Here is a 13,178-nt window from a genome sequence, read left to right on the forward strand (position 1 = left end):
TTAATTTCTTAAAATTTAAAATTTAAGTTTAAACCCATAACAGGTTGATAAGTATATTGATCTTGAATGATTACTGGTTTCCAAGTAAAATCAGGATCATTTTTTATACTAAATAAGTGTGCATCAACAGTAGCATCAACAATGTTTAATACATATGCTAAAATAGTTAATGCCATACTGTAATCACGATTTCTTTTGTATTCGTCTTGATAAACAGCTAATTGTTCTGCATTTAAAATGCCAGAATATTCATGTTGTCTACCTTCTAATTCTGCGATATATGCAGATCTAAATTTGTTTTGTAAACCATTGTAATATGCTGTAAATCCAATACCTGTTCCAACTAAACCTAACGCAATTGGTGCTTTCCACCATTTTTTATTATACAATTGTCCAGCTCCTGGTAATACTGCTGAGTATAATGAGGCTTTGATTGGACTTTTGTCCTTTAACGTAAAATTGTTAATCGAGTCAGTTTGTACTGTATCTACGACGATTTCATCCGTAATAATTTGTTGTCCGTACCCAAATTGAGATAGGAAAATAAATGATAGGATTAAAATTTTAGTTTTCATTTAAAAAACTTCTTAAGCGTTCAAATTCTTCATCTGAAGCAAAATCGATAATGATTTTACCTTTTCCATTCTTAGCACGTTGAATTTTAACACCTGTATTTAAACGTTGTTGGAAACGATCCATCGCAGTTTGGTAGTGTTCAGGTAATTCAACTTTTTCCTTCACTTTATCTTCAGGTTGTAAACCTTCTTTTACTGCTTTGATTAATTTTTCAGTATCACGAACTGATAAATTATCACGAACAATTCTTTCATAAATTTCGAATTGTTTATCAGCATCATCAATTGCCATTAATGCACGTCCATGTCCCATAGAAATCATACCATCACGAATTCCAGTTTGGATAATAGGATCAAGTTTTAATAAACGTAAATAGTTTGTGATAGAAGAGCGATCTTTCCCAACACGCTTACTTAATTCTTCTTGCGTTAATTTAACCTCATCGATTAATTGTTGGTAAGAAAGAGCAATTTCTATTGCATCTAAATCCTGGCGCTGAATATTTTCAACTAATGCCATTTCTAACATTTCCTGGTCATTCGCTAAACGAACGTAAGCAGGAATTGTTCTTTTATTGGCTATTGTTGAAGCACGAAAACGACGTTCACCAGAAATTAATTCATAAGTGCCGTCGTTTTTCTTTCTAACTGTAATAGGCTGAATAACGCCTAAAGCTTGGATAGAAGTAACTAAATCTTCTAAATTTCTTTTATCAAAATTAGTCCTTGGTTGCCAAGGATTTGCTGTAATCTTATTTAAATCAATTTCGATAATGTTTCCTACTAATTTCTTAGCACCATCATCAGAAGCTGAATGCACAGTTGGTTCATCTTTTAATAAGGCTGATAATCCTCTACCAAGACGATTATTCTTATTAGATTTTGCCATATTATACGGTATCGTTGTTATTAATTAAAAATTCTCGAGCTAAATTTAAGTAATTTTCAGCTCCTTTACTTCCTGCATCATATTGTATAATTGTTTCTCCAAAACTTGGCGCTTCAGATAAACGTACATTACGAGCAATTATCGTTTTGAAAACCATTTGAGGAAAGTGATTACTTACTTCATCTAAAACCTGATTAGATAAACGTAAACGAGAATCGTACATCGTTAATAAAAGACCTTCAATATCTAAGTCTTTATTATGATGTTGTTGAATTCCTTTTACGGTATTTAATAATTTACCTAAACCTTCTAATGCAAAATATTCACATTGTATAGGTATAATAACAGAATCTGCAGCAGTTAAGGCATTTAATGTAATTAAACCTAAAGAAGGAGCACAGTCAATAACGATATAATCGTAATTATCTTTGATTTCTGCTAAAGCAGTTTTCAACATATATTCACGATTTTCGTAATCAACAATTTCTATCTCAGCAGCAACTAAATCTAAATGAGCTGGCATTAAGTCTAAATTTGGAGACTCAGTTTCAAAAATTGCTTCACTCGCAGCAATTTGATTTTCTAAAACTTCGTATGTACCACATTCAATGGTTTCCAAATCGAAACCCAATCCAGATGTTGCATTTGCTTGTGGATCGGCGTCAATTAATAATACTTTTTTCTCTAATACTCCTAATGAAGCTGCTAAATTAACAGAAGTCGTAGTTTTACCTACACCACCTTTTTGGTTGGCTACTGCAATTATTTTCCCCATATTTTACATTCAAAATGATTTCAAAAATACAATAATTCAGTTATCGAAACCATTAGATAAACAGAAATTTATAAACAGATTTAAAGAAATATTATCTGTATAGTTATTTAAGTGTTGGTTTTCAATTCATAAATTGTAAGTGAAAGTAAATAAATTTTACGATTAATTTATCATTCATACTCTTTTAAATTCTATATATTTGCAAAAGCAAAAGTTTTTTAATTATTAATGGGTGTTGACCTTTTATTCGAGAGAACTGAGGTAGGGAAGAACCTAAGTTTTCTGGCTTTTCAAAAAAGTAGCGGATTAAAAAAAATCTCTTCTCAAAATTTACTTCATCAAGTATATTATGCTATACGTGTTTAATGGTAATTTCTATAGAGAAATCTATTAGAAAAGCATACTTATTACCATTTTTTTACACGTAACATTTTTTAAATATTAAAGCATAATGAAAACTAAATATATCGACTTAATCACTCAATCATTTGATTTCCCACAAGAAGAATTCACATTAGACGGAGAGTATTTAAAATTCCACGGAATCGACTTAATGAAATTAGTTGAGGAACATGGAACACCTTTAAAGTTTACTTATTTGCCTAAGATTTCTCAGAACATTCAGAAAGCAAAAGGTTGGTTTGAAAAAGCTCGTGAAGAATTAAACTACGAAGGAAGTTACAACTATTGTTATTGTACAAAAAGTTCTCACTTTAAACATATCGTTAAAGAAGCATTGAAGAATGATATCCATATCGAAACTTCATCAGCTTATGATATTAATATTGTTGAGAGTTTATTGGAAGAAGGATTAATGAACCATGACCAATATGTGGTTTGTAATGGTTTTAAACGTGAAGAATATGTAGAGAATATTGCACGTTTAGTTAATAACGGACACCGTAAAACAATTACAGTAATTGATAATTACGAAGAAGTAGATTTATTTTCTGAAGCAATTGAAGGCGATTTCGAAATCGGAATTCGTATTGCTTCTGAGGAGGAACCAAAATTCGAATTCTATACTTCTCGTTTAGGAATTGGGTATAAAGATATCGTTCCTTTTTATCAAAATATGGTAAAGCCAAATGATCGCATCAAATTAAAGATGTTACATTTCTTTATCAATACAGGTATTAAAGACAACTCTTATTATTGGAATGAATTAACTAAATGTTTACGTGTATATGTAAACTTAAAGAAAGTTTGTCCAGAATTAGATAGTTTAAATATCGGTGGTGGATTCCCAATCAAATCATCATTAACTTTTGATTATGATTACGAATACATGGCCAAAGAGATTTTATCTCAAATTCAATCAATTTGTGAAGAAGAAGGGATTCCTGTTCCTAATATCTTTACAGAGTTTGGATCTTTCACAGTTGGCGAATCTGGAGGTGTGGTTTACAAAATTTTATACCAAAAGAAACAAAACGACCGTGAATATTGGGATATGATTGATTCTTCTTTCATGACAACATTACCAGATGCTTGGGCAATTTCTAAGCGTTTTATTATGTTGCCAGTAAACCGTTGGTACGATAAATACGAACGTGTTTTATTAGGAGGATTAACTTGTGATTCTGATGATTATTACAACTCAGAGCAACATACAAATGCCATCTATTTGCCTAAATACGATTCGGCAAAACCATTGTACATTGGTTTCTTTAATACAGGAGCTTACCAAGATAATATTGGTGGTTTTGGTGGTGTACATCACTGTTTAATTCCACAACCAAAATATGTCTTAATCGATGAAAACTACGAGACTAAAGTTTATTCGGAAGAACAAGGACATGAAGGAATTTTAAAAACATTAGGTTATACAGTTAAATAAATAAAAAAAATAATAAAATGAGTAAAGGGCCAATCAGTCAATTTATTGAGCATAACTACCGTCACTTTAATGCTGCGGCTTTAGTTGATGCTGCTAAAGGTTATGAAGCACACTTAGATGCAGGAGGGAAAATGTTAATCTCTTTAGGAGGTGCAATGTCTACTGCAGAGTTAGGTGTATCATTAGCTGAAATGATTCGTCAAGATAAAGTTCATTTCATTTCTTGTACGGGTGCAAACTTAGAAGAAGATGTAATGAATTTAGTTGCACACTCTCACTACAAGAGAATTCCTAACTATAGAGATTTAACTCCAGAGCAAGAGCGTGAATTATTAGATCAACACTTCAACCGTGTGACAGATACTTGTATCCCAGAAGAAGAAGCATTCCGTCGTTTACAACAACACTTAGAAGATGTATGGCACGCTGCTGAAGCTAAAGGTGAAAGATATTTACCACACGAATACTTATACCAAGTAGTAAATTCTGGAGTATTAGAGCAATACTACGAAATTGATCCTAAAGATTCTTGGATTGTAGCTGCTGCAGAGAAAAATTTACCAATCGTTTGTCCAGGATGGGAAGATTCTACAACAGGAAACATCTTCGCTTCAAACGTAATTAAAGGAAACTTAAAAGCTGATACAGTAAAATCAGGTATTGAGTACATGATTTACTTAACAGAGTGGTACCGTGCAAATTCAGACGGACACGGAGTTGGTTTCTTCCAAATTGCTGGTGGTATCTCTGGAGATTTCCCAATTTGTGTTGTTCCAATGATGTATCAAGATTTAGAGTGGACTGATGTTCCTTTCTGGTCTTACTTCTGTCAGATTTCTGACTCTACAACATCTTACGGTTCTTATTCAGGAGCTGTTCCAAATGAGAAAATTACTTGGGGTAAATTAGATGTTGATACACCTAAATTCATGATCGAATCTGATGCTACAATTGTTGCACCTTTAGTATTCGCTTACATTTTAGGTCAATAATAGAACATTCTATTTTAATATATTTAAAAGCGGTTACTTTTTGTAATCGCTTTTTTTATATAAATTCATATTAAATTCTTTAGATAGAAGAAAAGAGTATAAAAATCCTTTAGATGAAACAAAAACTAAACGTAAATCAAATCCCTGCTTTAAAACAAGAAATTCTTGATTTACCCGAAAAAGAAAAAAATCAATTGCTAATTCGATTGATTAATAAAGATCAGGTATTGATAGAGCAGCTTCACTTTAAATTATTAGAAGATGAATATGATTTAATTAAACGTTTTGAAGATTTAAAAGCTGAAATTGAAACTACATTAAAAGATAATTTTGATTCAATTATTAATTCAAAATATACAGATAAAGGAAAGTTATACTTGCGTATGATTCGTAATTTATCATCAAGGATTAATCATTATGCCAAGGTTACAAAAGATGTAAATGGCGAATTGCGTTTGCGTACAATTTTGTTAATAGATTCTTCTGCTAAATATAAATCAATTCAAAATGAAGATTCAGTTATTGGTTATAAAGCAAGATTGTATCAAGTATCTAAAATTAAAACGATGATCACTCTTTTTGGTAAATTACATGAAGATTTAAAATATGATTATTCGGATGATTTTTATGAATCGATTGAAGATACAATAGTGTCTAATCTACAAATAGAAATCATTCAATCTAAACTAAAATATAAAACGCTTTCTAACGAATAAGTCTATAATAAAGGGAAAAGTTATAGATTTACTTTATCTTTGTGACTTTAAAGAATAAAATGGCAGATATATTAAATTTAGGTGAAGAGCAAATCCGTATTAGTCAAAAAGTTTACGGACAAATCGAATATACTATTACAAAAGGTAGAACTTGGAAAATGCGTTTTAAAGGTGATTACCAAGTAGGAGAGTTTAAAGATTTAGTAGATCTTGGGCCTGTGATTTTAGCAATTGCTGAAAAAGGAATATTCTTTTCTTGTGATAACGGAAACAGTTGGGAAAGACGCTTTAAGCCGAATGCATTTACAGGAGAATTTATTAAATTCAATTTTAATGGAACTCATTTATCTGCAGAAACAACTCGTGGAATTCGTTATTCTCCAGATGAAGGTCGTCGTTGGGAGAAAAATCCAAGATAATTTATGAAAAAAATCTTCTTTATAATTTCGCTTATTAGTAGTTTTTCTTTAGCTCAGGTTTCTCAACAAGAATTTGAGTTAATAAAAACATATAAGCAAAATTTGGTAGATAAAGATATGAATCAAACAATTCAGTCTTTAAAAAACTTAATTGACTATTATAAAGGAGAAACGCAATATCATATATCATTAGGCTACATTTATCAGTTACAACGTAATCGTAAGTTAGCTAAACAACATTTAGAAAAGGGGCGTACCTATGTCATGGATCAGTTAATTAATTCAACAAAACTGTCTATGTCTAATAAACAAGCTATGGATCATGTTGTTGCCTTGTGTTTTGCAGGTTTTGAAAAAGATTGCGCAGAAATGTTTATGTTGATTGAAGCCCGATTCGTAGAAGATGAATATTATATGACTTATGATTTTGATACTATTAAAAAGTTGGCCGAGAAACAACGAAACAGTATGAAAGAATATTTTACAACAAAATAATAAAAAGGATTACCAAACGGTAATCCTTTTTTTATTGATGTTGATTTTTCTAAATAAAAAAGCCCCGAAGATAGTCGAGGCGCTAAATGTTTTCACAACGGAATAATCCTTATTGTGAATTCCTTTCAATTCCAAATATATAAAATATTATTTAATCTAAAAGATTAATAAACAATATTCTATAATTTATTTTTTTACTATATTGTATTATTTATTTTATCCTAATTAACTCAACTAACAATATATGAAAAAAATATTAGGTCTTGATCTTGGTACTAACTCTATTGGGTGGGCTTTGATTGACCAAAACTTTGAAAGTAAAGAAGGACAAATCCTTGGAATGGGATCACGTATTATTCCAATGTCTCAAGATGTTTTAGGTGATTTTGGAAAGGGAAATTCAATTTCACAAACTTCTGAACGTACAGGTTATAGAGGCGTTCGTAGATTAAGAGAACGCCATTTATTACGTAGAGAACGTTTGCATCGTGTATTACATATTCTAGGCTTTCTTCCCAAACATTATGAGGATTCCATAGATTTTACAAAGAGATTTGGAAAGTTTAAGGCAGAAACTGAACCTAAACTATCATTTGATAAAGAATTTCTTTTTAAAGATTCTTTTTTAGAAATGATGAAAGATTTTAAGTTAAATCAACCTGATTTTTTGATTGATAAAAATGATGATGCTTGTCTTGTACCTTATGATTGGACAATTTATTATCTACGAAAAAAAGCATTAACTGAAAAAATACATAAAGAAGAATTAGCTTGGTTGATTTTGAATTTTAATCAAAAACGTGGTTATTATCAGTTAAGAGGTGAAGAAGAAGATGAGAATCCAAACAAAAAAATAGAGTTTCATTCCTTAAAAGTTGTGGAAGTTGTAGCTGATGCAGAAGTTAATAAAAAAGGCGAGACTTGGTATTCTGTTCATTTAGAAAATGACTGGATTTACAGACGCTCAAGCAAAATTTCGCTGGATGATTGGAAAGATAAAACACGTGATTTTATTGTAACAACTGATATTAATGAAGATGGATCTGATAAATTAGATAAAGAAGGGCAAGTTAAACGTAGTTTTCGCGCTCCAAGTGCAGATGATTGGACTTTATTAAAGAAAAAGACAGAACAAGATATTACTCAAACTAAAAAAACGGTTGGTTCTTATATCTACGATAATTTACTCCTAAATCCAAAACAAAAAATTAAAGGTAAACTTGTTCGTACAATTGAGCGTAAGTTTTATAAAGAAGAATTAGAGCTAATTTTAAGAAAACAACAAGAATACCATACAGAATTGCAAAGCAAACAACTTTTGCATGATTGTGTTCGTGAATTGTATAAAAATAATGAACAGCATCAGCAATCATTAGAAGCTAAAGATTTTGTTCATTTATTTTTGAATGATATTATTTTTTATCAACGACCTTTAAAAAGCCAAAAGTCTTCAATTTCTAATTGCACATTAGAATCTAGACAATCTAAAGATGGAGTTGTGTTTCCTATCAAAGTAATATCAAAATCAAATCCATATTATCAAGAATTTCGTTTGCTACAATGGTTGCAGAATTTAGAAATTTATACTACTGATGATGACACTAGAGTAACTACTAATTTTATCACTTCTTTAGAAGATAAAGAAGCTTTATTAAATTTCTTAAATTCTAAAAAAGAAGTTGAGCAAAAACATGTTATTGAGTTTCTAATAAAACATAAAAACGGAGGAAAAAAACTTGCAAAAGGTGAAATTGAAAAATACCGTTGGAACTACGTTCAGGATAAAAAATATCCAATGAACGAAACTCGTTATTTAATTCAATCAAAACTGTATAAAGTTGCTGACATTCCTATTGATTTTTTAACTACTGAAAGCGAATTCTCATTATGGCATATCATTTATTCTGTTAATGATAAAATAGAATATGAAAAAGCATTAAAATCATTTGCTAATAAACATAATTTAGACGTTGAATCATTCGTTGAATCCTTCAAGAAATTTCCACCTTTCAAATCTGATTACGGAAATTTTTCTGAAAAGGCTATTAAGAAGTTGTTACCATTAATGCGATTTGGAAAAAATTGGAATTACGAAACGATTTTAACTACTTCTAAAGAGCGAATTGATAAAATTATTACAGGAGAATATGATGAAGCAATTAAAAATAGAATTCGAGAAAAAGCAGCTCAATTTAATTTAAATAAAGAAGAAAATTTTCAAAACTTGCCACTTTGGTTAAGTCAATATATTGTTTACGGTCGACATTCAGAAGCTGCGGTTGTAGGAAAATGGAATTCGATTTCTGATTTAGAGAATTACCTAAAAGAATTTAAGCAACATTCTTTACGTAATCCAATTGTAGAGCAAGTTGTAACTGAAACTTTGCGCGTGGTAAAAGATATTTGGCAACAATACGGCAATGGTGCTAAAGATTTCTTTGATGAAATTCATATCGAATTAGGTCGAGAAATGAAAAACACAGCCGATGAGCGTAAACGTTTATCATCAATCGTAACGGATAATGAAAATACCAATCTTAGAATTAAAGCATTATTAGTTGAATTAGCTTTAGATAATTCTGTAGAAAATGTTCGTCCGTATTCGCCTGTTCAACAAGATATTTTAAAAATTTATGAAGAAGGGGTTTTAAATTCTGTTTCAGAAATTGAAGATGATATTTTAAAAATTAGCAAATCGGCTCAACCATCCAGTTCCGATTTAAAACGTTACAAATTGTGGTTAGAACAGAAATATCAGTCGCCTTATACAGGACAAATTATTCCTTTGAATAAGTTGTTTACTTACGAATACGAAATTGAACACATCATTCCTCAAAGTAGATATTTTGATGATAGTATGAGTAATAAAGTGATTTGTGAAGCCTCGGTAAATCAATTAAAAGGCAATCAAATTGGTTTGGCTTTTATTAAAAATCATCATGGAGAAAAAGTTAATTTAGGAAATGGGAAAGTAGTTCAAATTTTTGAAGTTGAAGCTTACGAAAATTTTGTAAAACGTGTTTACGATAAAAATAGGGGAAAACGTAATAAACTTTTAGCTGAAGATATCCCTGAAAAAATGATTGAGCGTCAACTGAATGATACACGATACATTAGTAAATATATTTCTCAATTATTATCTAATATTGTTAGAGATGACAAGCCAGATTCCAAAGATGATGGTTTAAATTCAATTAATATTGTTCCTGGAAATGGTAAAATTACAACTCGTTTAAAACAAGATTGGGGATTGAATGACGTTTGGAATGGTTTGATTCTACCGCGTTTTGAACGAATGAACCAGTTGACTAATTCTACTGATTTTACATCTGTTAATACTCATGGTAAATTGATACCAACCGTACCGATAGATTTATCCAAAGGATTTAATAAAAAGAGAATAGACCATCGTCATCATGCGTTAGATGCTTTAGTAATTGCATGTGCAACAAAAGATCACATTAATTTATTAAACAACGAATCGGCATTACCTAAAAAGGGAAGAAGCAAAGAAGATAAAAAATCTTATCGTTTCGATTTGCAAAATAAACTTCGAAACAAAGAATCCTATATTGATCCACAAACAGGAAAATCTAAAGAGAAGTTTGCTGATTTTAAAAAGCCATGGAATACTTTAACAGAAGATAGTAGATCCGCTTTAAAGAAAATTGTAGTCAGCTTTAAACAAAATACACGAGTAATTAATAAAGCAACCAACTATTACGAAAGCTATAAAGATGAAAATGGTAATTTACGTTTAAGTAAAGATGGAAAACCTAAAAAGGATTTTGTAGAACAAAAAGGTACAAATTGGGCAGTTAGAAAAGCATTGCATAAAGAAACTGTTTCAGGACAAGTACGTTTAGATAGAGTTAAAGTAGCCAAAGGTAAAATATTAACCGCAACTCGTAAATCATTAGATAGTTCGTTTAATGAAAAAACTATAAGTTCTATAACTGATACTGGTATTCAGAAAATATTATTGAATTTTTTAAAAGCAAAAGGTAATAATTCTGAAGTTGCATTTTCTCCAGAAGGAATTGAAGAGATGAATAAAGATATCAAACTATATAATGAAGGAAAAAATCATCAACCAATTCTTAAAGTCCGTGTATTTGAACAAGGTTCAAAGTTTGCTTTAGGGGAAACTGGTAATAAAACACAAAAGTTTGTAGAAGCAGCAAAAGGTACCAATTTATTCTTTGGTATTTATCAAGATAAAACAGGTAAACGAAGCTATGATACAATCCCTTTGAATCTTGTAATAGAAAGGCAAAAGCAAGGTCTTTCACCAGTACCAGAAACCAATGAAAAAGGACATGCTTTATTGTTTTATTTATCACCGAATGATTTGGTTTCTATTCCGAATGAGAATAATGAAATTGAGAGTGAAAATGTATATAAAATGGTAAGTTCTACTGGAAGCGAGTGTCATTTCATAAAAGCAAATATTTCAACATTAATTAAAAATTATGACGCTAAATCCAAAATAGGTGAACTTGGAAGTTTAAATAAATTAGAAGTTACGATTGATTCAAAATACAGAATAAAAGAAGTTTGTGTAAAATTAAAATTAGATCGTTTAGGAAATATAACAAAAGTTTAATTTATGCTAAAACGTACCATTTATATTGGTACTCCTACTTACCTAAAAATAAAAGATAATCAACTAAAAATAGAAGATTCTTTAACTAAAGAAATTAAAGGATCAGTACCTATTGAAGATATGGGGTTTTTGGTATTAGATAACTTTCAAATTACAATAAGTCATCAATTGATTTTGGCGTTACAACAAAATAATGTCGCAATTATTAGTTGTGATGAGAGTCATTTACCATTAGGATTAATGCTACCGATGAATGGTCATGTTGTACATAGTGAACGATTAAAATATCAAATTAATTGTAGTGAACCATTACGAAAGCAATTGTGGAAACAAACGGTGGAAGTTAAGATTTTTCAACAAAAACAATTACTTATAAAATTAGGTTATAATTCAGAACCCATGCAAGGGTATTTGAATCAAGTAAAATCGGGCGATACTACTAATATGGAAGGTATAGCTGCGCAATATTATTGGAAACAGTTATTTGATAATTTTACAAGGGAACGTAATGGAGATGCACCTAATAATTATTTAAATTTTGGATATGCTATTTTGCGCAGTATGGTGGCAAGAGCTTTGGTAAGTTCTGGTTTGAATCCAACGATAGGAATTTTTCATCGAAATAAATATAATCCTTATTGTTTGGCAGATGATATAATGGAGCCTTATCGACCTTATGTAGATGAATTGGTTTTAGAATGGATGAATAAACCATTTACGCCAACGGAAATGTCAAAAGAGGCAAAAAGTCATTTATTACAAATAGCTACAAAAGATGTTGTAATTGATGGGTTAAAAAGACCGTTGTTGGTTGCTTTAAGTAGTACAACAAGTTCTTTATATAAATGTTTAACTGGAGAGCAACGAATAATTCGTTACCCAGAATTACAATGAGTTTTAGTCGTTATAATGCATATCGAATTATGTGGGTTTTAGTTTTTTTTGATTTACCTACTGAAACAAAGAAACAACGCAGTCAAGCAACTAAATTTAGAAATTATTTGTTGGATGATGGATTTGTAATGTTTCAGTTTTCAATTTATTTACGCCATTGTCCAAGCAAAGAAAATGCGGATGTCCATATAAATCGTGTGAAAAATAAATTACCCGAATATGGTAAAGTAGGTATTCTGAGCATAACAGATAAACAATTTGAATTGATGGAAATATTTTTTTCTCAAAAAGAAACTGATGTGCCTAAAGGGCCACAACAATTAGAATTATTTTAAAATAATAGAAACAAAAAAACCGATAGAATTATTAAAGTGTTCTATCGGTTTTTAAATTTTTACAATCCTAATTTGAACGCTCAATACCTTTATTTTAAAGGTCTCATCAAAGATGAGGTTGTAATTGCTTTAGTAAAAATACCAAATTGAAAGGAATTCACAACGGTTTTTCACCCAGACTCAAGCCCTTTAAAGTTGTAATTGCTTTAGTAAAAATACCAAATTGAAAGGAATTCACAACGGGATCGACCTCCCCAAGTTACGAGTTAAGGTTGTAATTGCTTTAGTAAAAATACCAAATTGAAAGGAATTCACAACGAGGGTCAATCTGTTGTATCAATCGTTAAGGTTGTAATTGCTTTAGTAAAAATACCAAATTGAAAGGAATTCACAACTAACTTCATTTCGTTTCAATAACGTTAATAGTTGTAATTGCTTTAGTAAAAATACCAAATTGAAAGGAATTCACAACAGTCGATAAGCGTCTGAACTGTATTACGGTGTTGTAATTGCTTTAGTAAAAATACCAAATTGAAAGGAATTCACAACTAGCCTGTATATTTCATACAATCATCTCTGGTTGTAATTGCTTTAGTAAAAATACCAAATTGAAAGGAATTCACAACTAGAAACCCTAATTAT

At 30.3% G+C, this 13,178-nt stretch carries 11 protein-coding genes and 1 CRISPR repeat array; of the genes, 8 read left to right on the forward strand and 3 right to left on the reverse strand.

Features of this window, described 5'->3' with window-relative positions; translation table 11 throughout:
- Positions 1-8: 8 nt before the first annotated feature.
- The 3 genes from EAH69_RS12810 to EAH69_RS12820 are packed head-to-tail and all read right to left on the reverse strand — an operon-like array spanning position 9 to position 2,239.
- The gene (locus EAH69_RS12810; RefSeq protein WP_121935607.1) at positions 9-575 is read right to left on the reverse strand and encodes a DUF5683 domain-containing protein; all 567 of its coding nucleotides are present in this window, start codon (positions 573-575) and stop codon (positions 9-11) included.
- Entirely contained in the window at positions 565-1,464 is a 900-nt protein-coding gene (locus tag EAH69_RS12815; RefSeq protein WP_121935608.1) for a ParB/RepB/Spo0J family partition protein, read from the reverse strand. The genes EAH69_RS12810 and EAH69_RS12815 overlap by 11 nt, the downstream gene beginning before the upstream one ends.
- 1 nt (position 1,465) lies before the next feature.
- A complete protein-coding gene (locus EAH69_RS12820; RefSeq protein ID WP_121935609.1) occupies positions 1,466-2,239 on the reverse strand; it encodes a ParA family protein in 774 nt (257 codons plus the stop codon).
- Positions 2,240-2,690: 451 nt separating this feature from the next.
- Here EAH69_RS12820 and EAH69_RS12825 point away from each other — a divergent pair, with 451 nt between their 5' ends.
- The 8 genes from EAH69_RS12825 to cas2 all read left to right on the forward strand — a co-directional run bounded on the left by EAH69_RS12825 (position 2,691) and on the right by cas2 (position 12,536).
- Positions 2,691-4,079 (forward strand): type III PLP-dependent enzyme domain-containing protein, encoded by a 1,389-nt coding sequence (locus tag EAH69_RS12825; RefSeq protein ID WP_121935610.1) that lies wholly within the window; start codon positions 2,691-2,693, stop codon positions 4,077-4,079.
- Between the two features lie 17 nt (positions 4,080-4,096).
- The gene (locus tag EAH69_RS12830) at positions 4,097-5,071 is read left to right on the forward strand and encodes a deoxyhypusine synthase family protein (protein WP_121935611.1); all 975 of its coding nucleotides are present in this window, start codon (positions 4,097-4,099) and stop codon (positions 5,069-5,071) included.
- 113 nt (positions 5,072-5,184) lie between these two features.
- Entirely contained in the window at positions 5,185-5,787 is a 603-nt protein-coding gene (locus EAH69_RS12835) for a hypothetical protein (protein WP_121935612.1), read from the forward strand.
- Positions 5,788-5,846: 59 nt separating this feature from the next.
- Entirely contained in the window at positions 5,847-6,206 is a 360-nt protein-coding gene (locus EAH69_RS12840) for a beta propeller repeat protein (RefSeq protein WP_121935613.1), read from the forward strand.
- 3 nt (positions 6,207-6,209) lie between these two features.
- Positions 6,210-6,701, forward strand: coding sequence for a hypothetical protein (locus EAH69_RS12845; protein ID WP_121935614.1), 492 nt, complete (start codon positions 6,210-6,212; stop codon positions 6,699-6,701).
- A gap of 244 nt (positions 6,702-6,945) precedes the next feature.
- Positions 6,946-11,307 (forward strand): type II CRISPR RNA-guided endonuclease Cas9, encoded by a 4,362-nt coding sequence (gene cas9, locus EAH69_RS12850; protein ID WP_121935615.1) that lies wholly within the window; start codon positions 6,946-6,948, stop codon positions 11,305-11,307.
- Between the two features lie 3 nt (positions 11,308-11,310).
- The gene (gene cas1 / locus EAH69_RS12855; RefSeq protein WP_121935616.1) at positions 11,311-12,201 is read left to right on the forward strand and encodes a type II CRISPR-associated endonuclease Cas1; all 891 of its coding nucleotides are present in this window, start codon (positions 11,311-11,313) and stop codon (positions 12,199-12,201) included.
- Positions 12,198-12,536, forward strand: a complete 339-nt coding sequence (cas2, locus tag EAH69_RS12860) for a CRISPR-associated endonuclease Cas2 (protein ID WP_121935617.1) — start codon at positions 12,198-12,200, stop codon at positions 12,534-12,536. Before cas1 ends, cas2 begins: the two co-directional genes overlap by 4 nt.
- A 117-nt stretch (positions 12,537-12,653) precedes the next feature.
- Positions 12,654-13,162: direct repeats of the CRISPR family, unit length 47 nt; unit sequence GTTGTAATTGCTTTAGTAAAAATACCAAATTGAAAGGAATTCACAAC.
- Positions 13,163-13,178 lie beyond the last annotated feature (16 nt).

Origin of the sequence: Faecalibacter macacae, assembly GCF_003687725.1 — a bacterium.
Classification (GTDB): Bacteria; Bacteroidota; Bacteroidia; order Flavobacteriales; family Weeksellaceae; genus Empedobacter; species Empedobacter macacae.